This is a genomic window from Methylomonas sp. MS20 (genome assembly GCF_050275925.1).
GTDB classification, from domain to species: Bacteria; Pseudomonadota; Gammaproteobacteria; order Methylococcales; family Methylomonadaceae; genus Methylomonas; species Methylomonas koyamae_A.
Genome location: NZ_CP189962.1, coordinates 2,156,980 through 2,180,813, shown reverse-complemented (window position 1 = coordinate 2,180,813; position 23,834 = coordinate 2,156,980). Strand labels below are relative to the sequence as shown.

General features: G+C 53.5%; 22 protein-coding genes. 17 read left to right on the top strand and 5 right to left on the bottom strand.

Features of this window, described 5'->3' with window-relative positions:
• Positions 1-7: 7 nt before the first annotated feature.
• The 6 genes from hisS to ACQE3D_RS09400 all read left to right on the top strand — a co-directional run bounded on the left by hisS (position 8) and on the right by ACQE3D_RS09400 (position 5,919).
• Positions 8-1,315 carry a histidine--tRNA ligase gene (gene hisS / locus ACQE3D_RS09425; protein ID WP_313728185.1) on the top strand — a complete coding sequence of 436 codons (1,308 nt, stop codon included), beginning with the start codon at positions 8-10 and terminating at the stop codon, positions 1,313-1,315.
• 13 nt (positions 1,316-1,328) lie between these two features.
• Positions 1,329-1,964 (top strand): YfgM family protein, encoded by a 636-nt coding sequence (locus ACQE3D_RS09420; RefSeq protein WP_313728187.1) that lies wholly within the window; start codon positions 1,329-1,331, stop codon positions 1,962-1,964.
• Between the two features lie 36 nt (positions 1,965-2,000).
• The gene (bamB, locus tag ACQE3D_RS09415) at positions 2,001-3,212 is read left to right on the top strand and encodes an outer membrane protein assembly factor BamB (RefSeq protein WP_064026013.1); all 1,212 of its coding nucleotides are present in this window, start codon (positions 2,001-2,003) and stop codon (positions 3,210-3,212) included.
• Positions 3,213-3,215: 3 nt separating this feature from the next.
• Positions 3,216-4,607 (top strand): ribosome biogenesis GTPase Der, encoded by a 1,392-nt coding sequence (gene der / locus ACQE3D_RS09410; RefSeq protein WP_313728188.1) that lies wholly within the window; start codon positions 3,216-3,218, stop codon positions 4,605-4,607.
• A gap of 66 nt (positions 4,608-4,673) precedes the next feature.
• Positions 4,674-5,177: a thiol peroxidase gene (tpx, locus tag ACQE3D_RS09405; RefSeq protein ID WP_313728189.1), complete on the top strand. Its 504-nt coding sequence runs from the start codon at positions 4,674-4,676 to the stop codon at positions 5,175-5,177.
• A 433-nt stretch (positions 5,178-5,610) separates the two neighbouring features.
• Positions 5,611-5,919 (top strand): hypothetical protein, encoded by a 309-nt coding sequence (locus ACQE3D_RS09400; RefSeq protein ID WP_313728190.1) that lies wholly within the window; start codon positions 5,611-5,613, stop codon positions 5,917-5,919.
• Here the strand turns inward: ACQE3D_RS09400 and ACQE3D_RS09395 are convergent.
• Entirely contained in the window at positions 5,916-6,707 is a 792-nt protein-coding gene (locus ACQE3D_RS09395; RefSeq protein ID WP_313728191.1) for a thermonuclease family protein, read from the bottom strand. The genes ACQE3D_RS09400 and ACQE3D_RS09395 overlap by 4 nt on opposite strands.
• Before the next feature lie 48 nt (positions 6,708-6,755).
• On the opposite strand from ACQE3D_RS09395, the gene ACQE3D_RS09390 reads away from it, so the two are divergent.
• Entirely contained in the window at positions 6,756-7,307 is a 552-nt protein-coding gene (locus ACQE3D_RS09390; RefSeq protein ID WP_064026023.1) for a DUF1415 domain-containing protein, read from the top strand.
• Here ACQE3D_RS09390 and ACQE3D_RS09385 read toward each other — a convergent pair.
• Positions 7,292-7,999, bottom strand: coding sequence for a hypothetical protein (locus ACQE3D_RS09385; protein WP_313728193.1), 708 nt, complete (start codon positions 7,997-7,999; stop codon positions 7,292-7,294). The genes ACQE3D_RS09390 and ACQE3D_RS09385 overlap by 16 nt on opposite strands.
• An 87-nt stretch (positions 8,000-8,086) precedes the next feature.
• Between ACQE3D_RS09385 and ACQE3D_RS09380 the strand changes: the two genes are divergently transcribed.
• On the top strand, positions 8,087-8,386 hold the full coding sequence (locus ACQE3D_RS09380) for a DUF2288 domain-containing protein (protein ID WP_064026028.1): 300 nt from the start codon (positions 8,087-8,089) through the stop codon (positions 8,384-8,386).
• Positions 8,387-8,390: 4 nt separating this feature from the next.
• On the opposite strand, the gene ACQE3D_RS09375 is transcribed toward ACQE3D_RS09380, so the two are convergent.
• Entirely contained in the window at positions 8,391-9,035 is a 645-nt protein-coding gene (locus tag ACQE3D_RS09375; RefSeq protein ID WP_083386115.1) for an HvfX family Cu-binding RiPP maturation protein, read from the bottom strand.
• Between the two features lie 30 nt (positions 9,036-9,065).
• Between ACQE3D_RS09375 and ACQE3D_RS09370 the strand changes: the two genes are divergently transcribed.
• From ACQE3D_RS09370 to ACQE3D_RS09330, 9 genes are all read left to right on the top strand, one after another.
• Positions 9,066-9,407: a cupin domain-containing protein gene (locus ACQE3D_RS09370; protein ID WP_313728194.1), complete on the top strand. Its 342-nt coding sequence runs from the start codon at positions 9,066-9,068 to the stop codon at positions 9,405-9,407.
• 352 nt (positions 9,408-9,759) lie between these two features.
• Positions 9,760-11,265 carry an alginate export family protein gene (locus tag ACQE3D_RS09365; RefSeq protein ID WP_071159892.1) on the top strand — a complete coding sequence of 502 codons (1,506 nt, stop codon included), beginning with the start codon at positions 9,760-9,762 and terminating at the stop codon, positions 11,263-11,265.
• Between the two features lie 310 nt (positions 11,266-11,575).
• On the top strand, positions 11,576-12,346 hold the full coding sequence (gene modA, locus ACQE3D_RS09360; protein ID WP_064026032.1) for a molybdate ABC transporter substrate-binding protein: 771 nt from the start codon (positions 11,576-11,578) through the stop codon (positions 12,344-12,346).
• A 2-nt stretch (positions 12,347-12,348) separates the two neighbouring features.
• Positions 12,349-13,035: a molybdate ABC transporter permease subunit gene (gene modB, locus ACQE3D_RS09355; protein ID WP_071159510.1), complete on the top strand. Its 687-nt coding sequence runs from the start codon at positions 12,349-12,351 to the stop codon at positions 13,033-13,035.
• On the top strand, positions 13,032-14,105 hold the full coding sequence (gene modC, locus ACQE3D_RS09350) for a molybdenum ABC transporter ATP-binding protein (protein ID WP_313728196.1): 1,074 nt from the start codon (positions 13,032-13,034) through the stop codon (positions 14,103-14,105). The genes modB and modC overlap by 4 nt, the downstream gene beginning before the upstream one ends.
• A 131-nt stretch (positions 14,106-14,236) precedes the next feature.
• Positions 14,237-15,586 (top strand): autotransporter outer membrane beta-barrel domain-containing protein, encoded by a 1,350-nt coding sequence (locus tag ACQE3D_RS09345; RefSeq protein ID WP_313728197.1) that lies wholly within the window; start codon positions 14,237-14,239, stop codon positions 15,584-15,586.
• A gap of 1,476 nt (positions 15,587-17,062) precedes the next feature.
• Positions 17,063-18,151 carry a dTMP kinase gene (locus tag ACQE3D_RS09340; protein ID WP_313728198.1) on the top strand — a complete coding sequence of 363 codons (1,089 nt, stop codon included), beginning with the start codon at positions 17,063-17,065 and terminating at the stop codon, positions 18,149-18,151.
• A 21-nt stretch (positions 18,152-18,172) separates the two neighbouring features.
• Complete coding sequence (locus ACQE3D_RS09335; RefSeq protein ID WP_313728199.1) at positions 18,173-19,957, top strand: hypothetical protein; 1,785 nt, start codon at positions 18,173-18,175, stop codon at positions 19,955-19,957.
• Between the two features lie 7 nt (positions 19,958-19,964).
• Positions 19,965-20,651 (top strand): HIT family protein, encoded by a 687-nt coding sequence (locus ACQE3D_RS09330; RefSeq protein ID WP_313728200.1) that lies wholly within the window; start codon positions 19,965-19,967, stop codon positions 20,649-20,651.
• A 706-nt stretch (positions 20,652-21,357) separates the two neighbouring features.
• On the opposite strand, the gene pnp is transcribed toward ACQE3D_RS09330, so the two are convergent.
• Positions 21,358-23,436 carry a polyribonucleotide nucleotidyltransferase gene (gene pnp, locus ACQE3D_RS09325; protein WP_409521087.1) on the bottom strand — a complete coding sequence of 693 codons (2,079 nt, stop codon included), beginning with the start codon at positions 23,434-23,436 and terminating at the stop codon, positions 21,358-21,360.
• An 84-nt stretch (positions 23,437-23,520) separates the two neighbouring features.
• On the bottom strand, positions 23,521-23,790 hold the full coding sequence (rpsO, locus tag ACQE3D_RS09320) for a 30S ribosomal protein S15 (RefSeq protein ID WP_064031750.1): 270 nt from the start codon (positions 23,788-23,790) through the stop codon (positions 23,521-23,523).
• Positions 23,791-23,834 lie beyond the last annotated feature (44 nt).

Sequence of the window (23,834 nt, the reverse complement as noted above, 5' to 3'; positions counted from 1 at the left end):
ACCCAACATGGCAAAACAACAGCAGGCCATACAGGCCATCCGAGGCATGCACGATATTCTTCCCGAGCAATCGCCGCACTGGCAATGGCTGGAAGGTCATGCCCGCGACGTGCTCGGCGCCTACGGTTATCAGGAAATTCGCCTGCCCATCGTCGAAAAAACCGAGCTGTTCAAACGTTCGATCGGCGAAGTCACCGACATTGTCGAGAAGGAAATGTACACCTTCGATGACCGTAACGGCGACTCGCTGACTTTGCGTCCGGAAGGCACCGCCGGCTGTCTGCGCGCCTGTCTGGAACACGGTTTGTTGCACAATCAAAGCCATAGGCTCTGGTATTACGGACCGATGTTCCGCCATGAACGTCCGCAAAAAGGCCGTTACCGCCAGTTTTACCAGTTGGGCGTCGAAACCTACGGCATGGCCGGTCCCGACATCGATGCGGAAATGATTTTGTTAACCGATCGGCTTTGGAAACGCCTCGGTATCCGCGACATGGTCGAACTGCAAATCAACTCGCTGGGTACCGCCGAAGAACGGCTGGCCTACCGCGGCACGCTGGTCGAATACTTCAATCAACACCTGGATTGCCTGGACGAAGACAGCCGCCGCCGCCTGGACTCCAATCCGCTGCGCATTCTGGACAGCAAAAACCCCGACATGCAGGCGATGCTGCGCGGCGCGCCGGTTCTGCTCGATCATCTGGGCACAGATAGCCTGGCGCATTTCGACCGTCTGAAAGCCACGTTGGACGACTTGGGGCTGAAGTACGCGATCAACACCCGTCTGGTACGCGGCCTGGATTACTACGGCAAAACCGTGTTCGAATGGGTCACCGAACGCCTAGGTTCGCAAGGCACGATTTGCGCCGGCGGCCGTTACGACGGCCTAATCGAGCAACTCGGCGGCAAGGCCAATCATGCGATCGGCTTCGCGATGGGCATGGAACGCATTCTGGCGCTGATCGAACAATTGGAACACGTCGACATTCCGGCCGGCGTCGACGTTTATCTGATCCGGGTCGGCGAACAGGCCGAAACCGTCGGCATGCGTTTGGCGGAGCGGTTAAGAGACGCCCTGCCCGGCTTGAAAATCCAGGTCAATTGCGGCGGCGGCAGCTTTAAGAGTCAATTCAAAAAGGCCGACAAATCCGGCGCAGAATACGCGATTATCATCGGCGACGACGAAGCGCAAAACCAGGTCGCGGCGCTAAAGCCGTTGCGCCTTGAACAGGAACAAACCACGCTGGATCATCAGGCGCTCATCGAAACCTTGCGCGCCTGGCAACAGCAACGATTTCACACAACCGCAAACTAAGTAGAGAATTACCGTGGCAATTTACGATACCGAAGAAGAACAACTGGAACAGTTGAAAAAATGGTGGGAAGCCAATCAGACAGCCGTGATTGCCGGCGTCGTCACCGCGCTGGTCCTGGTGACCGGTTGGAATCTGTGGCAAAACCATCAAACCGATAAAAACAGCCAAGCTTCCCTGATGTTTCAGCAGATGCTGGAAAGCGCGAATTCCGGCAACCGCGAATCGACCGAAAAACTGGCCGAGCGCCTGCCTAGCGAGTTTCCGTCAACCGCTTACGCCGAGTTCGCCGGCCTGGAATTGGCGAAATCCAAGGTCGAACAAGGCGATCTGGAAGGCGCGAAAACCCTGTTGAAAAAAACCGTCGAAACCACCACCAGCGACGAACTGCGCCATGTCGCTCGCCTGCGTCTGCTCCAGTTGCTGCTGGCCAGCCGCGAATTCGAACAAGGCCTGCAACTGATCGCGTCGGTGGACCCCGCCAAATCGGAAGGCTTTGCCTCCGCCTACGACGAACTGCAAGGCGACTTTTACGTCGCCCTGGACCGGCCGGACGAGGCCCGCAACGCTTACCAAAGCGCGATCCGCACCGGGCAAGCCACGCCGCTGACTCAATTCAAGCTGGACGATCTGAGCACCGAAACGCCGTAACGCCGCCAGCCGCCAACTAACCCTCATTCAATGCATATGCCGACCAGGATTTATCGACTTCACCCGCTGGCCGCTCTGATCGCCTGCCTGCCGTTACTCGGCGGTTGCGCGGGTCTGGATGCCGGCCGCGACTTCATCTCCGGCATCACCGAATACATTACCGGCGACGACGATAACGCCGACCCGCCGGCGACGTTGCAAGAATATACGATGGAAGTCCAGCCCGAAATCGTCTGGAAGGAATCGATCGGTAGCGGCGCCGACGAAAAATATCTGAAACTGATCCCGGCCGCCGCCGAGGGCAGCGTCTACGTCGGCGACCACAAGGGCCATTTGCAAGCGCGCGGCGCCGGCAACGGTAGTTTGACCTGGGAAAACAATAGCGAGTACAGCTTTTCGGCCGGCCCCGGTCTGGGGCCGCACAGCGTCATCATGGGCACCAGCACCGGCGAAGTGGTAGCTTTCGACAAGGGCACCGGCGAGCAACGTTGGAGAACCGACGTCCCCAGCGAAGTACTCGCAACGCCGGTAGTCAGCCACGGCATCGTCCTGGTCCGCACCACCGACGGCAAGGTTCTCGGCTTGCAGGAAAACGGCGGTGGCGTGTTGTGGTCGTTCGAGCACAGCGTGCCGGCCCTGAGCATACGCGGTACCGGCGCCCCTATCGTCATCGACGACAGCGTCGTCATCGGCTCGGCCAACGGTAAATTGCAGGCCTTACAGTTAAAAGACGGCAAGGCCTTGTGGGAAGCGACAATCGCGATTCCGAGCGGACGTTCCGAAGTCGAACGCTTGGTCGATCTGGACGTCGATCCGGTCGCCGCCCGCGGGGCGATTTATATCGCCAGCTTTCAAGGCGGCACCTCGTCGGTGTCGGAAGTCGACGGCGATGTGCTGTGGCGCAACGAAGCCGTGTCGTCGTATAGCGGCTTGAGTCTGGATTACCGTTATCTCTACGTCAGCGATACCAAAAGCGAGGTCTGGCAGTTGGATCAACGCAGCGGTGCGTCGCTGTGGAAACAAAAGGATTTGCACAATCGGCAATTGACCGCCGCGGTGGCCTACCAAAACTATGTGGTGGTCGGCGATTACGAGGGCTATGTGCATTGGTTGTCGATTACCGACGGCCGCCAATTGGGCCGCATCCAGGTCGGCAAGGCCGCGATAGAGGCCAAGCCGGTCGTCGTGGACGATACCGTTTATGTTTACGCTAAAGACGGCACCTTGGCCGCATTGAGAGTCCACTAAATCATGCTACCCGTCATCGCCCTGGTCGGCCGTCCCAATGTCGGCAAATCGACGCTGTTCAATTATCTGACCCGCAGCCGCGAAGCGCTGGTCGCCGACTATCCCGGCCTGACCCGCGACCGCCAGTACGGCCGAGTCAAGCGCGGCGAGCGCGACTGCCTGGTCGTCGATACCGGCGGTATTACCGACGAGCGCGACGGCATTGACGTGTTCGCCAAGAAGCAGGTCGAAATCGCGCTGCAAGAAGCCGACGTGGTGTTCTTTTTAGTGGACGCCCGCGACGGCGTCAACGCGTCGGACGAAGCCATCGCCGACATGCTGCGCAAGTTGGGCAAACCGGTGGTGCTGGTCGTCAACAAAATCGACGGCATCGACAGCAACACCGTCGCCAACGATTTCTACGGCTTGGGTCTGGGCGAACCGGTGGCGATCGCCGCCGCCCACGGCCGCAACGTTCACGAATTGCTGGGCCAGATCGACACGCTGCTGCCGCCGCAAATCGACGAGTTTCAGGAAGTCGATCCCGGCATTGCCATTGCGGTCGTCGGTCGGCCCAATGTCGGCAAGTCCACGCTGGTCAATCGCCTGCTCGGCGAGGAACGGGTCGTGGTGTTCGACGAAGCCGGCACCACCCGCGACAGCATTTACATTCCGTTCGAACGCGACGGCAAAAAATTCACGCTGATCGATACCGCCGGCATGCGTCGCCGCTCGCGGGTATCGCTGACCGTCGAGAAGTTCAGCATCATCAAGTCGCTGCAAGCCATCGAAAAAGCCCACGTGGTGATTTATCTGATCGACGCCCGCGAAGGCATCACCGATCAGGACGCCCACATTTTGGGCTTGGTATTGGAAGCCGGCCGGGCACTGATTATCGGCTTGAACAAATGGGACGGCCTGAACGCCGAACACAAGGACTTCGTCAAGAAGCAGATCGAGATGAAATTGTCCTTCCTCGATTTCGCCGAAAAACATCCGATTTCAGCGCTACACGGCAGCGGCGTCGGCAAGCTGTTCGATGTGGTGCATACCTTGTACGACTCGGCGATGGTGGACATGTCCACGCCGCTGTTGACGCGGATTTTGAGCGATGCGGTCGCCGCCCACCAACCGCCGCTGGTCGGCGGCCGACGCATCAAGCTGAAATACGCGCACCAAGGCGGCCGCAATCCGCCAGTCGTCGTGATTCACGGCGTACAAACCGACGTGCTGCCCGGCGCCTACAAGCGCTATCTGATGAACTATTTCCGCGTGCAATTGCGCTTGGCCGGCACACCGGTCCGGCTGGTGTTCAAATCGCCGGAGAATCCGTTCCACGGCCAGAAAAATCAGCTGAGCGACCGCCAAGTCAAAAAACGCAAACGGCTGATCGATTTCAGCAAGCGCAACAAATAGTAAACCCGCGAACGGAGCCGAGCTTCGACGCCCGGCTGTTCTGTTCCGCCATTCTCGGAGAACTGCATGGCCACCATCACCTTCCAAGGCAAACCGATCAATACTTGCGGCGATTTACCGGCTATCGGCGCCAAAGCCCCGGATTTCAAGCTGACCAACCGAAAGATGCAAGATGTCGGTCTGACCAGCTTCGCCGGCAAGCGTAAATTACTGAATATCGTCCCCAGTTTGGATACCCCAACCTGCGCCACCTCGACCCGTAAGTTCAACGAGAAGGCCGCCCATCTTCACAATACCGAAGTCTTGGTGATCTCGGCCGACCTGCCGTTCGCCCAGGTGCGCTTCTGCGAAATCGAAGGCATCAAACATGTCGGCGCGCTTTCGACATTCCGCTCCGGCTTCGCGCGCGATTACGGCGTCGAATTGCTGGACAGCATCCTGGCCGGCCTGACCGCGCGCGCGGTCTTGGTACTCGATGAAACCGATACCGTGATTCATGCCGAACTGGTCGCCGAAATTGCCGACGAACCCGATTACGCGGCAGCGCTGGCAGCTCTCTCCAAAGCCTGATCAGCCGAATTCGCAACGCTTTCTTAAGGAGCAACCACGATTTCAACCGCTTTCACGGTCGAAATCGTTGTGCTTCGGCGGAATTTACCAAATTTTGCATTTTAAAGGCAGTACAACTCGAACGCGCGACCAACCCACGAATAATGGCCTAGGAACATAATCTTGCGCCCTTACTGGATAACTTTCCAGTTCCGCCGCCAAGCGACTCGGGACGCTCCTCCTCAAAACGCCGAGACCGAAGGTCTCGCCCGCTAGTCGATTTCCAGATAAAATCAAGGTGCCCGTTGCTTTTTTAGGCGAAAAAACCTCTATTTACCAGGGTAATCGCGCTAAAAAGCAGCATTCGAAACCAATTGCCTACCCATCCGGTCGTTCCTTAATCGGCCGGATCAAATAGCAAGCAGGGTAGGAGCAGCCTGGAAAACGGCCATTAATGGATAGCAAGCTCTCGGCGCGCCGTAGCGTCGTACGTCGCCAAGCAGAACGCAGAACTAATCCCTATGCTTTCAACAGCGAGGAATGGATTGCGATGATGCGGGAACAATATCTGCTCTGGCCGAAATTCGACCGGCGAGCGGGAGATAGGCGTCAGTCCGAACGCCGTGCGATGGACAGGCGCGCCTCGTTGCGCTCCGCCGCCACCGAACACGCTTTCCGCCGGGTTCGCCTGCTGTCCGCCGACGATCTGCTCAACGACGACGAAAAACAGATGATCCGCGAGCTGTTCGCGGACGACGATTAGTCGCCGAGCAGGATGTCGCCGCCGTGGCGCGCTTGCAACGCGAATTTGTCCTTGCTGCGCCGGACCCAACCTCTGGCCTCGACTTGCCGGCCGACATAGGACGCAAGCGGCGGAAACAAAGACGCATAGCGATTTTCCACCGCGACGGCCACCCCGTCGGAAAATTGCAGATAGCTATATTTCGCGGTGCGTTTGATACCGCTAATTCGGCCCGTCAACCGCTTCCAACCGTGATAATTTTCGGCGTTCAAGCTGGCATAGGGTTGCGCCGCGTACTCGGACCGGCCCCAAATACCCAAACCGGCTCGTTCGGCGTCACGTTGGGCGGCCAACAGACTATCGACATATTTCAGGTTGGGCGGAAATATATTGACCATTGCCAAACCGGCCCGAATCAACTCCAGATTGACGAACTCACGCGACTCGGTAAACACGTAAGCCAATCGGCGTTGATATTTGTCCTGCTTTTCGACGTCGCCTTCCAAATACACTTTTTGGCGTTCCAACTTTGCGCGCAGCCAGGCCTTGGCTTGTTCTCCACCCGCTTCGGCGGACTTGTTGCGACCAGCGACTTCCGGGGTATTCACTCCCAGAAATCGGATTTTTTCGCCGTTTGCCAATAAAATAGTGTCGCCATCGTAGACCTTCTCGACTTCGACTAGCGCGACACCGGGATCGACGCTCATGACCTCGGCGGTTTCGGTACCCCGGTCCGAATAATGTCGCCGACCTTGCGCATCGGTCCAACGATAAACGTCGCCGCCCTGGACCCCCGAGACAAGCAGCATGCCCAACGCGCATAATACCCACCGCTTCTCCATCACTAACCGCTAACCATGACTGAACACCCCGCGATTACCGCCACCCGCCGTTGGCTGGAACACTTTGTGATTGCCTACGACATCTGCCCTTTCGCCCGGCGCGAGCATCAACGCGGCAGCATCCGATACAGGCTCGTCGCAGGCAACAGCCTGGAATTCGCGTTGGAAACCTTGATTAGCGAGTGCCTGCATCTGGACGCCGAACCGGAAACCGAAACCACCTTGTTGATTTTTAACGAGGACTTTCAGAATTTCGACGATTTCCTGGACCTGTTGGCGATTGCCGAACAGTTGCTGAGCGATCAGGACTACGAAGGCATTTACCAGCTGGCCAGCTTTCATCCCGACTATTGCTTCGACCGCGTCGATGCCGAGGATGCCGCCAATTACACCAATCGCGCGCCGTTCCCGATGCTGCATCTGATCCGAGAAGCCAGCATCGCGGCGGCCCTGGCCCATTACGCCCATCCCGAAACGATCCCGGAACGCAATATTGCGTTGACCCGGCGAATGGGGGTGGAGAAATTACGCGACATCCTCGCCGGTTGCTTTCAGGATTTGGAGTAGTAGTCGAAATCTTCGGTCTTTTTCAACTTAAAATTCGGCTCGACATCGATTCGAACGTCTTTAAGCTTTTCCTTGGGTTCGGCTACCTTGGCTCGGACTTCTTCCAGAAAATCCTTGAACCAAGCCTGGTCGATCACGTCCGCCATGTCCTCGTCTTGCAGTATGTTGGGCTCGTCAGGCAGGCTGCCGTAATCGCGGGCCGTCCGCAAAGCCGCCAGGCAAGCCTCTTGGTCGCCTCGTAACGCAAAAATGCAAGCCAAGTTATAAGCGGCGCTACCTGTTTGAATGTAGCACGCTTTTTCGAAAAAACTCTCGGCCAATTGATACAAGCCGGGCTTGCTCTCGTCCGGACTGATCCGGGCCAATTCCATAAATGCCACGCCGCCGTCGATGGCTGCCCCCAGATAATTGGTCGCGATCAACAGACAAAACGAAAACTTGGAAATCGCGTCCTCGTAGATTTCGACCGCCTCCTGACCTTGCTTGGTCTTGGCTTCGTGCAATAACGCAAAACCCCAATGATACAAGCCGTCCGCCACCAGGGGCTGGTCGGATACCACGCTGGCGAAACCTTGATAAGCGCCCTTGAACAATTGCTCGGCCCTACCGCCGTCGGCTTTGCGGGCTTGGGCAACTTGCTTGATCGCCGCATCCAACGTCGAACGTTTTTTAATGGAACTCAATAACGACATCTAAAATCCTCGCTGATGGTTAACCGATCGGGTTGCGTTAAAATAGCCGTGCATACTACACCATCGCCCAGCCGCCGGAAAATGTTAATGACCGACACCGCCAACCCTACCGAATTCGCCAAAATCAATCTGGAAACCTCCGCCATCGCCTGGCGGGAATTGCAACGTTTCTTCGCGGCCGGACTGGCGATTGCCGTCGCCGCCGATTTGGATTTAGTAGACGTGGCTTGGCAATTCTCCCAAGACAACAAGGCCCAAGTCGAGCAATGGCTGAATAGCGGCCGTATCGGCCATGTTAGCGACGAGCAAGCCGGACGCTGGTATGCCGACGACAGCCTGGTTTGGGCCGTCGTCGTCAAACCGTGGGTGCTGGTACAAGCGCGCTGAGTGCTCAATCGATCAGGTATTTGCGTTTAAGCCAGTAATCGGCGCTGACGTAACGGCCGCCGCCCAGAAAAAACAACGCAACCAATAGCACGAAATAGGTCGCCGCGAATTCGATCCCGTTGTTCAGCATCGCCAGACTGCCGAATTCGGTCAAATAGGCGTAATCGCCCTGAGCCTGCAAAATCTCCTTGGCCTTGTCCAATCGTTCGATCGCCGCCACGGTGCGATCGGTCGCGAATAGGCCGCTACCGGTGGCGATGGCCAGCCAACCGTTTTGCCAATGCGCGGTCACGGCCGCCACCACCATGATGACCGACAACGGCAGGCTGATCACCCGCGTTGCAAAACCGAACACTAAAAACAAGGCGCCGAAGGTCTCGACGAAGGCCACCAGAAACACCAGCACATACGGTGCTGGCAAGCCCAAGCCCCATTCCGCATTGCCGAACCATGCGGCGGTGTCGGTAAAGTTGGCGAATTTCTTGGTTCCGGCCATCCAAAATACCGGCGCCAAATACAGCCGGATCAGCAGCGGCGCCAGAAAATCCAGACACCTAGCGGCATCGCAAGCCCTTCGGCACCAACGCGCCGCGACCGGCACCTTTTCGGCCGCGATGTTCATTAACGTGGCAAACGTCGTATTATTCATGCTCTCCCCCTCGAAATGTTCGTTTTTATCATGACTGGCTGTTCTTCGATCTTCGCCGACATTCCCAGCCGATTGCCGGCCGAATTATGCCAAACCTTGCATGCCGCGCCTACCGCCCGCATCGAGCGCATCGTCTCGCGGGGCCATGCCAGCGCTCCAGACGATTGGTACGATCAAGCCGAGGACGAATGGGTCATCGTTCTGCAAGGTCGAGCCAGACTCGCGTTCGCGGACCGGGCGGTATTGGAGATGCGGGCCGGCGACTATTTGCTGATTCCGGCGCACCGCCGGCATCGGGTCGATTGGACCGATCCCGACACAGAAACCGTCTGGCTGGCCATTCATCTAGAATCCAAATCGACTAGCGTCTAAATCCAGCTCTCGGTCACGCAACCTTTCCGAACTTCTCGACAGCCGCCAGCCATCTTACTCCGCCTCGTCAGTTCCGGCGACGTTTTGGAAACGACGCTCCCAATCGAGGTCGCCGCTACGCCCGGAATACGGTTCCAACGCCTGAAAATCCTAGCAACGCGCCCTAGCCAGCCATTTGCGCAGCCTCGACTAAAATTAACTGACCGGCAATAGTGTATTTGCTCTACGTTATTATCAATGATACATAACGGCTGATATACTTTGAGCCCAGTCTTTGCCGGCTAACCACGAGACTCCGAAACCGGACCGCCGGAAGGAGCCGTCGTCCGACAAACTAACCAGGGATACCGTGATGATTAATTGCCCATTCTCCACCCCCACTTCCGGCCGCTACCTGATTGCGATGGCGCTGGCTGGAGTTAACGCAAATCCGGCAGACTGCGCCGAAGCAAAAACCTACACCAAACCCGCCGTCACAGCCTTCTCCAGTCAAATGGACGATGCGTTGTTGGGCGGCGGTAAATTCGAAAAGCCGGTCTGGAATCTGCACGATGCGTTGCAGTTACCCAAATGGTTGGACATATCGATTGAACAGCGCACCCGCTACGAAAGCCTGGATGGACGCTTCACAGCAAACGCCAAGGGAGGCGACCAACAAATTCCATTGCAAACCGACTTGTGGTTGCAAGCGCACCTCGGTCAATTCCGTTTCGCGACCGAATTCGTGGATTCGCGGGCCTTAGGCGCCGACAGCGGCTCCGGCGTTAACAACACTCACGCCGATACCGCGGATTTTCTACAAGGTTATATTGCTTGGGCGGACCAAAACGTGTTTTACAGTGGCTTAGGCACCGAAGTGGTCGCCGGCCGGCAAACCCTGAATTTGGGGAGCCGCCGCCTGGTCGCCCGTAACGCGATGCGCAACACCATGAACACCTTCACCGGGGTAAAACTGCGGGTTCTGGATTACGACAAATGGCAATTCACCAGTTTTGTGACGATGCCGGTGCTTCGCTACCCGAACACTGCCGTCGATATCCTCGACGAGACCCACGAATTCGATGAGGAAGACACCCATACTTGGTTTTCCGGCGGCTTTTTAGAGGTTTTCGACATCGGCTGGGGCGTCAACAGCGAGGTATACCTGTACAACCTCGACGAGGGCGACAGCATTCGCAATCAAACTCGCAATCGCCGTTATTTTACGCCGGGCATGCGTTTTTACCGAAAACCCGGCAAGGACAAATTCGACTTCCAAACCGAAACCATCGGCCAATTCGGGACGGTTCGCGCATCGACCGCCGCCTCCGCCAGCCTAGATCAAGAACACTCCGCCTGGTTCCAACATCTGGATGTCGGCTATACCCTGGGAATCCCTTGGTCTCCGCGACTGGGTCTGGAATACGATTACGCCAGCGGCGACCACGATCCCAACGACAACAAAGATCAACGCTTCGATACCTTATACGGCGTCAGACGGGGAGACTTCGGCGCGACCGGCATCTATGGCGCCTTCGCTCGCAGCAATATCAACTCGCCGGGCTACCGCATCAATCTTGCACCGACTTCGGCAGTCCAGCTCGGCCTGAGCCACCGTTTTTTCTGGCTGGCCGAGGACAAGGACGGCTGGACAACTTCCGGCACCGCGACCACCATGCTGCGCGACAGAACCGGGAAGACCAAAAATTTCATCGGCCAGCAACTCGAATTGACCGCGCGCTGGGACTTTAACAGCAGTCTGAATTTCGAAACCGGCTGGACTCACTTATTTAAAGGAACGTTTGCCAAAACGGCGACCAACGCACCCGCACCTCAGGACATCGATTACTTCTATGTGCAAAGTTTGTTTCGGTTTTAACGCGCCACCTCACGTCGCGACTGATCCGATAGGTCAAGGGTTTTTAGAAGGCCAGTTAGTAAGATGACCGGTAACGGATTCCTGATTCGGGTGGCGGCGACAGACCCGAAATTGCTCGGTCTAAAAAGATTCGGCAGTCACGAACTCCGGTAGCCAGTATCGATCGGTGGGCGCGGCTTCACACCAAGCACGTTGATGACCGAAACCCTATCCCTGATCGGCGAGGCTTTCGCCGTGCCGATTCGTGCCGGCACCCATTTGCGTCAGTTTGAATTTTGAACCTGCTGTTTTAAACCTTTGGGAGAACCCTATGATACATCGCCTTACCCTTCGCGCCATCGTTCTGGCGACCTCGCTATTGCCCGCGTCGTCGGCCTGGGCCGCAACCACGCTGGTCGCGGTCGCCGCCAACTTCACCAAACCAATGGAACAAATCGCCGCCGAATTCCAGAAGGCCACCGGTCACGAGGCCAAGCTGTCGTTCGGCTCCTCGGGCAAATTCGTGTCGCAGATCGAAAACGGCGCGCCGTTCGAAGTCTTCTTGGCCGCCGATCAGGAAAGCGCGGTCAAATTGGTCAACGCCGAGTTGGCGGTCGCCGACACTCGTTTTACTTATGCATTGGGCAAGCTGGTGTTGTGGTCGGCAACGCCGGGCTTGGTCGACGAGCAAGGCGAAATCCTCGCCAAGGGCGGTTTCAAACATCTGGCGCTGGCCGATCCCAAACTGGCGCCTTACGGTGCCGCGGCGATTGACGTTTTGAAAAAACTCGGCTTGCGGGAGAAATTGCAGCCGCTGATCGTTCAAGGCGAAAATATCTCGCAAACCCATCAATTCGTCAGTACCGGCAATGCCGAACTGGGCTTCGTCGCCTTGTCTCAAGTCATCGATAACGGCAAGATCGGCAGCGGCTCGGGCTGGATCGTGCCCAGCGATAGCTACAACCCTATCCGGCAAGATGCAATCCTGCTTAACAAGGGAGACGAGAATCCCGCCGCGCAAGCATTGCTGGAATTCCTAAAAGGGCCGGCGGCCTCGACCATCATCTTGAAATACGGCTACAGCCTGCCCAGCCAACCCTAAGCATGCTCAACTCCGCCGATATCGCCACCTTGTGGCTGACGTTTAAAGTCGCTTGCCTGGCCACCCTGATCATGCTGATTCTGGGTACGCCGCTGGCGTGGTGGCTGGCGCGCACCCATTCCCGTTTCAAAGGATTCTGCAACGCGTTGGTGGCCTTGCCGCTGGTATTGCCGCCGTCGGTGTTGGGCTTCTATTTGTTGGTGACGCTGGGGCCGAAAGGCCCCATCGGCAAACTGACCGGCGAATTAGGACTGGGTACCTTGCCTTTCACCTTCCCTGGTTTGGTCGTGGCCTCGGTGTTTTATTCGCTGCCCTTCGTCGTTCAACCCCTGCAGGCCTCGTTTGCCGCAATCGGACGACAACCCTTGGAAGCCGCCGCGACGCTACGGGCCGGACCGTTGGATACCTTTTTCAGCGTCGTGCTGCCATTGGCGAAACCCGGCTTCATGACCGCGACGATTTTAGGTTTCGCGCATACCGTCGGCGAATTCGGCGTGGTGTTGATGGTCGGCGGGAATATCCCGGACCGGACCCGAGTAGTATCGGTACAGATTTATAACCACGTCGAGGCCATGGAGTACGAACAAGCCCACTGGTTGGCCGGCGGCCTGCTATTGTTTTCCTTTACCGTTCTAATGGCGTTGTACAGCGCGTTGAAAACCCACCCCGTCGCCCATCAACTTAAATGACCGCACCCATCCGCGCCGAATTCGACCTCGACTACGGCGAATTTCGACTCAATGTAGATTTGGTGTTGCCCGGCAGCGGCGTCTCGGTGCTGTTTGGACATTCCGGCTCCGGTAAGACCACGCTGCTGCGCTGCATCGCCGGTTTGCAAAAATCCAATAGCGGCTTTTTGCAGATCAACGGCGAAGTCTGGCAGGACAGCGAACGCGGGCTGTTTTTACCAACCCACCAACGTTCGTTGGGCTACGTATTTCAGGAAGCCAATCTATTTCCGCACCTGTCGGTCAAGGGTAATCTGCAATTCGGTTTGAAACGCACCGGCCAAGCCGGCGTCGACCTGACGCACATTCTGGAACTGCTGGGCATAGACCATTTGTTGGCACGCATGCCGGACGCGCTGTCCGGCGGCGAGCGCCAACGGGTCGCCATAGCGCGGGCATTGGCCCTGAACCCTAAAGTACTGCTGATGGACGAGCCGCTGGCCGCACTGGATTTCAAACGCAAGCAAGAAATCCTGCCCTATTTGTCCCGCCTGCACCGGGAACTGAAAATCCCGGTGGTCTACGTCACGCATTCGCAACAGGAAGTCGCTCAACTCGCCGACCATCTGGTAATAATGGCCAACGGCCGCGTTTTAGCCGCTGGCCCGCTCGCCGAAACCCAGAGCCGACTGGATATGCCGCTAGCTCAGGACCGCGAAGCAGCCACGGTTTGGCAAGGTCTAATTCAAAGTCATGAATCCGATTACCATCTAACCCGCGTGGAAACCGCCGCCGGTTCGCTGAGCTTGGCGGCTTTACCCGCCGCCGCGGGCACGCCGCTACGCCTGCAAATTCAGGCGCGGGATGTCAGCATCGCGCTGGAAAAACCGGCGGCGACCAGCATCCTCAACGTATTGCCCGCGACGGTCACCGGACTTGCCGCCGAATGCGACGGCTTGTGCGTGGTCGGCTTGCAAGTCGGCCCGTTGCCGCTACTGGCGCACGTCAGTCAAAAATCCGCCGTCGTGTTGGGCTTAAAAACCGGCATGCTGGTCTACGCACAAATCAAGGGCACTTCCATCCTGAACTAAGTCGCTTGGGGAGACGTGCCCAAACCGGGCATCCAGAGCCCGCGCGGTTTCAAGGCGACTAGACTGTGACAAAGTTGCCTAAGGCCTTATAATCCGAAGGGTTTACCATCTCAACACCATGGAGTTGAACCGTGAAAACACTATTGGCCCTGGCCGGTTTAGGATTGAGCATGTCCGCCCACGCGACGATCACCGGCAGTCTGATCAGTTCCGATTCGCTGCAAAGCTACTCGATTAACGACTTTTCGTCCGCTTCGCTGATCGAAACCGCCTACACTCAGTTACTGAACTACGAAACCAGCAACAATCTAGACTTGTCCGCCGCGAAAATCGTCGTCACCGACAACGTCTTTACCTTGGAAGCCACGCTGGGCGGCTTGCTGACTTGTTACTACCAAGGCCGTACCGCCACCTCAATCGAGGACTGTGCCAGTCTTACCGCCTATGCGACCGGCAATTTCGCGACCGGCACCACTCCTCAAGAGCAGAAAAGCCTAAATGCCGTCAACGACGCCACCACGATCGGTTTGCAACTCAACCGCAGCACCACCCAGATTTCCAGCTCGTTACAGTCGCTCCGTCATCTGCGCATCGATCATTCCACCGCGAAAGGCGGCGGTGCCGGCGACGACCTGTACAGCATGGTCGGACCGTTCGGATTTTTCGTCAATGCCGGCGGTTCCTGGGGCCACGTGGACGGCAACACCGGCAGTGCCGGCTTTGCGTTGTACAACCGCAATTTCAACGCCGCGCTCGATTTCAAAATCAGCGAGCGTTTCGCGACCGGCGTTCTGTTCGGCTATACCAGTTCCGCCGCCGAGCTGGACCGCGGGCAAGGCCGTTTCGATGCGAACATCTTTCGATTCTCGCCATTCGCAACCTTAACCCCCACCGAAAACACTTATATCGATCTGGCGGCCGGTTACGCCAAACACGATAACGCGGCGAACCGGCAATGCCTGACTTGCGGCGGCGGGGCCAAAGCCCAGTTCGAAACCGACGAATTCAACATTTTGGCCGGCACCGGCTATACCCACAACATCGGCGCCTGGAGCCTGCGCGGCTACGGTCAAGCCTCGACGATTTACATGAATATCGGCGGCTACCGCGAACAGGGCCTGCTGGGTGCAGGCAGCGGCCTGCTGACGGTACCGGAGCAATACGTAGTCTCGGTCACCAGCACCTTCGGCGTCGAATTGACCTATGCCTGGAGCCTGCCATTCGGCGTGCTGACGCCGCGCGTCAACGGCGAGTGGGTGCGCGAATACGCCAACGATCCGCGAGTCACCCGCGCCTTTACCCGCTCCGGCTTGGCGGCGAGCATCGTCTCTAGCGCCGCCGAACGCGATTGGGGCAACATGGGCGCCGGCCTGCAACTCAATCTGCCGAACGGATTGGCCGCGAATTTGGGCTATCAGGCTTTAATTATGTCCGGCTCCTACAATCACGCCCTGGAAGGCGGATTGCGCTGGGAGTTTTAAGCGGCCCGGTCCGAGACAAGTCAAACGAATCCGAACGAATCGGATCGCCGCGAAGACTCAAGTCCGTATTCCGACCAAAATCAGCCAGCCATTCCGCTTGAAAGCCGCCACCAGTTCCGATGCAAACCCAGCCATCGATTCCGAAATGATTGCGCCAGCGTTGAATGACCGCTTTTGGAAGTGATGAATTGTCGCAATCGCCCACTTCCCGCCAAATAAGGTTTAAGTTACGGCGGCCGAAAAAGGCAGAAGCGGTCATTCAAAATGTCATTGCGCTCCGTGAATTGCGAGCTTAATAGAATGGGAAAATAAATCCGGCCTCGCATGATCTTCATTGACAATGCCGCCGATCAATCGCACCGTTCCCATCGAAACCGGCAGCGGTGCGGTTTGAACGGTCAGGTGTCCGCGTTCGACCGGCAGCGGTGCCGTCGCGACAGGCTAGGTTGCCGTTGATACCGGCAGCGTTCTTATCTCAACACGCGGTATCGCCATACAAACATCCAGGGTTCCGCAGTGAACATGCAGACCTTCACGCTAAACACGCGGCCTTCTAATATAAACAGTCAGCACCGCTTGTTTAACACGCAAGCGCCGCTGTTGATCGGACACGCGCCGCTGTTCGGCAGAGACGGCTGCCTGTCAATCACTGGCGGCTCGATGTTTAGTCGAGATCGTCGCCTGTTCATCGGCGGACGCCCAGTGTCGAGTTGCGGAGCGCCGCTGTTAAACACGCGGCACTCGGTGTTTGCATTAGACGCTTGTCTGTTGATCAGACGTCGCTCTATGTTCAACAGAGGATGGTGGGTGTTTATCTAACATCGGTCCGTGTCCGCAATGGATTGTTCGGTGTTGTAATGGCAACTCGTCGAGTGATAAAGGACCCAGGACAGCTTCGATTCGCCCGAACCGCGAAGGATCGAGCAAGAACCCGCCAGACCGGCGGCAACATGTAGCTCCGGGTCCGTCGCGCCGACGCTCGCCTTGCCAAGCCCCGCGATCGACAAGTTACGGTGCCGGTATGGTTCGTCGAAGTTTTGGTGGATAGCGTTGGCTCTCCGACGGAGCAAAGGCGCGGGCGCAATGAGTGAGATCGACCCGTTTCTGACAGACAGGATTGAATTTAAGGTGACAGGAAAAGGTAAGCAAGCTGCCGATCAAATTTCGAGGCGATTAGCGTGCGCAATCCCACATTTCGAATGTCTACATTCATCCGACACGCTATCGCTAATCGGCGCTTCATTTGCATTCTTCGTATCGACTGTGTGCCAATGAGTGATCGCAAGGGTTGACGATTTACATGCGAGAGTCTTATGGTGGCAACGGTTTGCCCATCCATTTTTTAAAAGTCGTTAAGATAAGGGGCAAATTCTGGCATACTTACCAGCCAGATATAAAAGCAGTCAGCTTGACTAAAATTGATTCTTTTAACGCTGCCGCCCCAACGATTGCCGCAACCATATATTAACCGAATTTATGCTAATTTCATTTGAAGGAATTGACGGAACAGGAAAAGCAACGCAAGCAATCTTGTTGCAGGAGCGCCTAAATGCCGAAGGAATCGATTCAGTGTACTTTGATTTTCCGGCGTATGAATCATTTGTTGGCAAAGAAATAGGCTCTTTGCTGAGTTCAGACTCAGCTGATAAAGAACATGATGCACTAACACTTCCACCGAAATTAATGGCAATGCTATTTTCATTGGATAGAATGCAATTTTACAAACAAATAACAGATGCAATTGCTAAAAAACAAGTCGTAATAACCAATCGATATTCGCTTTCAAACAGTGTGTTTCAGACTATTAGAGCAGGAGAGGATATTTCAAAATGGGTCGATTCACTAGAACATGTGGCGTTAGGCTTGCCAAGGCCTGACTTTTATATTGTATTTATGGGCAGTTTAAGTGCATCTAGGAAGTTGGTTGCCTCAAAGGGCGCCAGAAATTACACAGAAAGCCACGATATTTATGAAAAAAATGATGAGCTGCTCGAAAAGGCACAAACCTTATACAGCGAAATAGAAACCCCTTATTCTGAAAAAATAATTATCACTTGCTTGTCCGAAGGGAATTATAGGACTCGAGATGATATTCACGAAGAAATTGTAAAAAAAATTTTTCCTAAAATGAAATTCACTAACCTTGAACAGATAACGAGTAATGATATTGCTCCATTGATTAGTCTTTCGGATAAAATTTGGAGTGAATGTAGGCAAGGTTATAAACTCGACATTAGTTGTATTCAAACCATATTAGAGTCGCTATCCACCGACGAGTATAAAAATCTTGAAAGTTCAATCAGTGGCATAAAATCATATACTACATTTGCCTTAATAGCAGATCGAGTCAAGAAGAGACATAGCCCTGGCTGTGAAAAATCAATAGAACTTAGTGCACTTCTGTCAGCTATTTCCTACTCAGCTAACGCGATAAATGACATGATAAATTACCCTGTAGATATGAGAGAGCAAATTGCAGAGGAAATATGCGATACCCTCAACATAAATAGAAGTGAAATGATCAGCCTAGATAAAGAATGGGGCAATATTTTTTACTCAGCATAGCTTAAGCTCAACCCTGAAAACATGGATGATATAAATTCGTACATTTCATTACTAAACAACAAAATCGTCGCAAATGATAAATTTGGATTTGGATGGTATAGAGATTTAAGTAGAGAAGATCGGATTGGAAACGTTGCTACAGCACAATCAATACTCGTTTATGCTTTAACCAATAGCAACATTCCCCATAAGAATGAAGTATTCGATTCGTTGCTGAAAAATCGCCTACCAGATGGAAGTTGGGCATTTATAAGTAATATTAACGATGTTGGTGTTATTGACTCGACAGCGTGGGTTCTTCTGGCATTACAATCAAACGTATCACCTTATTACCAAAACAAGAATCTTCTACAAACATCCTTTGATTGGTTAATTAGCACCCAAACTGAATCTGGCGGATGGGGGCTGATCAAAGATTCTAGCCCTCGTACTATTAGTACATCGATTGCGATATCAGCTCTGCTGGCTGCTAAAGATGATAACTTTCTACCAGCTATTGATAAGGCAAAAAGTTATTTAGAACGAAATCAGGATAGCAACGAAGGGTATTTTTGGCGAAACTCAACAGGAAATCCATGTGTTTCTGCAACCTCGTATGCTATTTTTGCTTTATATAATTTATCCCCACAAAAATTTTCAGTAGAAATCAATAGAGCGGCTAATTGGCTTTTAGCTAAGCATAACCAAGAGTTTTTTTGGGAAAACCTTCTTAACCATGAAGAAGTTGAGGTTCTTATAAACAATAAGCCAGTAAGAACAACCTTCTATTATCCCATCACACCTTTAGCAATTAGAGCTGTCCGTCTTTCAAAATTTGCTAACGAAGAAGACTACCATATATTTTTCACTCAGTATCTTACTGCGTTGAAAAACCATAAAGTGTTCAATGGGACTAAAACCATGGATGGAAAAGATACCTCCTATGGGGTTCATGATATTGTTATGTCAATTTTAGAAAAACCCGCAGACAGCAAAAAAGGTGGTGAAGCAATCAAAGATGCTTTAGATCAGTTAAAGTCGTCTGTGGAGGAATCTGATTTCCCTAAAGTTTTCCAAGTTCATAAGTCCAACAGATTCAACAAAAACGGAATTAATGTGGTGTTTTTTCACGGATTAGATGGTCATCCGATTGATACGTGGTTAAACGAGAGTACTCAACTCTATTTTCCTCATGCATTGGTAAATGATGATATACCTCAAATAAATATATATACAGTCGGTTACAACAATGCTTTTAGTTATTGGCTAGGCGAGGCTATGTCTTTGAAAAATCGGACTACGAACATCATTCAGCTATTGGAAAACTTCGACTTTGAAGTTGGGAGATTTGTTTTTGTTGGTCATAGTTTTGGCGGATTACTAATTAAAAGTATTATTCGCGACATACATATGAATGAGCCACAATCATCGCCAATATATAGAATACTGGCGAACACAATTGGAGTATGCTTTGTTGCCACCCCTCATTTTGGTTCTAAGTGGGCTAATAGATTTAAGACCATTAACCCACTAGCAAGAACAACCCAACCAATAAATGATTTGTTAGCTAACAATAAAGAAGTTATAGCGCTAAATACCGAGTATAAAAATCTGGCGCATAATTTAAATATAAAACACATATCATTTTCCGAAACAAAAAAAACGGCCATACTCACAGTGGTCAACAATGAATCATCCGATTTTGGGTTTCCTGGTAGTCGCAATACTCCGATAGACGCCGACCATATTAGTATAGCCAAGCCTATGCGCACTGACTCGTTGATAGTTGAAAGCCTCAAAAATTTCATTAAAAAATTAAATCAGTAATACTTGGATGATTTCAAAAAATTCTTGCAGTTATTGTGCAGAGATGCAGGGTGATGTTGAAGGAAGTTTTTTTCTAAGTGAAGTAGCAATTTCTTTAGGCGTGAGTAAAAGAGATTTATTAACAAGTAAAAGTTTTCTAGTTTTTCCGAGTGTTGGAGCCCTAGTCCCCGGTCATATATTAATAGCCCCAAAAAGACATATTACAGCTATGGCACGCCTTATGGAGCCAGAGCTCACAGAGTTAAAAGATTTGGTTAAGTTTTTAGCTGGAATTTTGTCTGAAATATATGGGAAAAAGATAATCCTGATGGAACATGGAACTTTATTCGACCGCTGTTACAGCGGAGCTTGCGTAAGTCACGCTCATTTTCATCTAATGCCTAGCGAGATTTCTTTGCTAGATTTCGTACAATTTAACAGAATTAAAGTTGATATTGATAAACTTAATCGCGAACAGATTAAAATTGATTATTTACTTTATTCTGATGACTGTGATTCTTTTTTTTATAGTGAAGCCGATAGTATTATCTCTCAATATTTTAGGAAGGAAATATTTGAAAGAATGAATCTTACTGGCTATTGGAATTGGGTGATTGATCAGCGTATTAACGAAATGATGCAGACAATAGTTGATATCCAAAAATATTTGGAACAGCCAGATGTTATCGAAACTTGGAAAAATTTAAAAATTTAAATTTTATTCAAGCGTTGTATAGCCTGGACAACCCACGAGAAATTCAGGTTCAGGTTTTGCAATCAAGCATTGATAGCTAAATTGGCAGGCAGGTATTCATTCAACTGCCGTCATTTATGGAAGAAACGCAGTCGTCCGCAATTGGCCGATTGTGTTGAAAAAGTCCCTTTCTTGGAAAAACGGGTTATAGTACAAAACCATTTTATAATAAAAACAATGCCTTAAAAGTCAACAAAATCGCGAAATTAGCCAAAAATCACGAAAAACCGACTTTTTCAACACAATCGGCCGATCACAGACATTCAATATCTGGCGGGGTTTGAATTGTAACCCGTGGCGGCTTTGCGATCGGAACGATTGGTGGTTTTAATTGGACTACTCACTCAAGGCCTACCGACTGGTGCAACAACAGCTTACACTGTAACGCGTCTCCAACCTGCCGAGCACCGCCGGATAATCCGGAATAACGCGTTCCAACGACGCTAGGACCCGAAGCTTTCAGTTTACCGCCGCAGCGGCCCCGTCATTCGCCGCCCTAGGAGCGGTGCGGCCAGGCATGTTCGGCAGTTCTAAACCTGAACGGTCAATCTGAACGCTGCCATCGCCGAGTAAGCTTTAGTGTCCGAATACAGGTGAAAACACGCCGGTCTCGGAGAACAAAAAAAGGGCCTCTCGGCCCTTTTCCTTATCGTTTAACGCGTGAAGATCAAGCGTTATCGACTTCTTTCATACTCAAACGCACCCGGCCTTGGCGGTCGATTTCCAGCACTTTGACTTTTACTACATCGCCTTCCGACAATTTGTCGCTGACTTTTTCGACGCGTTCTTCCGAAATTTGCGAGATGTGTACCAAGCCGTCCTTACCGGGCAGTATCGTCACGAATGCGCCGAAATCCATCAACCGAACGACTTTACCTTCGTAAGTCTTGCCGACTTCGACCTCGGCGGTGATTTCCTCGATCATGCGCTTGGCTTCTTCACCGGCGGCTTTATCGACCGAAGCGATATTCACGGTACCGTCATCAGTCAAATCGACGCTAGCGCCGGTTTGCTCGGTGATCGCCCGTATCGTCACGCCGCCCTTACCGATCACTTCGCGGATTTTGGACGGATCGATCTTGAAGGTGATGATGCGCGGCGCGAAGTCCGACATTTGGGTGCGCGATGTGGACAAGGCTTTGTTCATTTCGCCCAAGATGTGCAGGCGGCCTTGCTTGGCTTGGTCCAGAGCGACTTTCATGATTTCCGGGGTAATGCCGTCGATCTTGATGTCCATTTGCAGCGCGGTAATACCGGTTTCGGAGCCGGCCACTTTAAAGTCCATGTCGCCCAAATGATCTTCGTCGCCCAGAATATCCGACAACACCGCGAATTGATCGCCTTCCTTGATCAAGCCCATCGCGATGCCGGCGACCGGCGCTTTCAACGGTACACCGGCATCCATCAGCGCCAAGCTGCTACCGCACACCGAAGCCATCGAGCTGGAGCCGTTCGATTCGGTGATTTCCGACACAACGCGAATCACGTAAGGGAATTCGCCGATCGTGGGCGTCACGGCTTGCACGCCGCGCTTGGCCAGGCGGCCGTGACCGATTTCGCGGCGTTTGGGCGAGCCGGTGCGGCCGGTTTCGCCGACGCTGAACGGCGGAAAGTTGTAGTGAAACAGGAAGGTATCCTTGTATTCACCAGCCAGTGCGTCGATGATTTGCGCATCGCGCTCGGTACCCAGGGTCGCGACAACCAGGGCTTGAGTTTCGCCGCGGGTGAACAGTGCCGAACCGTGGGTTCTCGGCAATACGCTGGTACGAATCGTGATCGGTCTGACCGTGGTCAAATCGCGGCCGTCGATACGGGTGCGGTCGTTCAGAATCGCTCCGCGAACGACGTTGTATTCCAAGGTCTCGATAACGTCGCGTATGTCTTTTTCGGCAAACAGACCGTCCGCGGTCAATTTTTCGACGACGGCCGCGCGGATCGCGCTCAAGGCGTCTTGTCTGACTAGTTTCTCGGGAATTTGGTAGGCAGCTTTGATTTGCGCTTCGGCTTCGGCGGCAACGGCGGCTTTCAAGGCCTCGTTGTCGGCGGGCGCCGCCCAGTTCAGGGCCGGCGTAGCGACTTCGGCGGCCAGTTCGTTGATCGCATTGATCGCTACCTGCATTTGCTCGTGGCCGAACAATACCGCGCCCAGCATCACATCTTCAGGCAGCAAATCGGCTTCCGACTCAACCATCAACACGGCTTTTTGGGTGCCGGCGACCATCAGACGCAAGCGCGATTCCTTCAGTTGCGGCAAGGTCGGGTTCAACACGTATTGACCGTCGATATAGCCGATAGTCGCGGCACCCAGCGGGCCGTTGAACGGTAGGCCCGAAACCGCCAACGCGGCGGATGCGCCGATAATGGCCGGCGCTTCGGTGTCTATCTCCGGGTTCAGCGACAATACCGTCGCGATGATTTGTACTTCGTTAGTAAAGCCTTCGGGAAACAATGGGCGAATCGGGCGATCGATCAAGCGCGAGATCAGGGTTTCGTTTTCGCTGGGACGGCCTTCGCGTTTGAAAAAGCCGCCGGGAATTTTGCCAGCGGCAAAGGCTTTCTCTTGGTAGTCCACTGTCAATGGAAAAAAGTCGCCGCCGCTACTTTCCTTTTTACCGACCACAGTCACCAGCAGGGTGGTGCCCTCTACATCAATGATCACCGCGCCGTTGGCTTGGCGGGCGATTTCGCCGGTTTCTAGCGTGACGAGACGATCCCCGTACTGAAATTGTTTCCTGATAGGATTCACTATAAGGTTCCTTTTTTTAAAGGTTGTGCTGAAATGTGCCTAAAAAAGAAACGGCGTTCGACACGCCGTTTCTTCCGGGCGGTATTACTTACGAATGCCCAGACGCTCGATCAAGGAGCGGTAGCGGGCCACATCGGTTTCTTTCAGATAATCCAGCAATTTGCGGCGTTGGTTAACCATGCGCAACAGACCGCGACGCGAATGGTTGTCTTTTTTGTGAGCGGCAAAGTGCGGTGTCAACTGGTTGATGTTCGCGGTCAACAAAGCCACCTGAACTTCGGTGGAACCGGTGTCGGAATCCGACAAACGATATTCTTCGACGACTGCTTTCTTTTGTTCTGCGGTTAATGCCATTTTAATCCCTATCGATTAATCAATTAAAAGAATGCCATCGGACG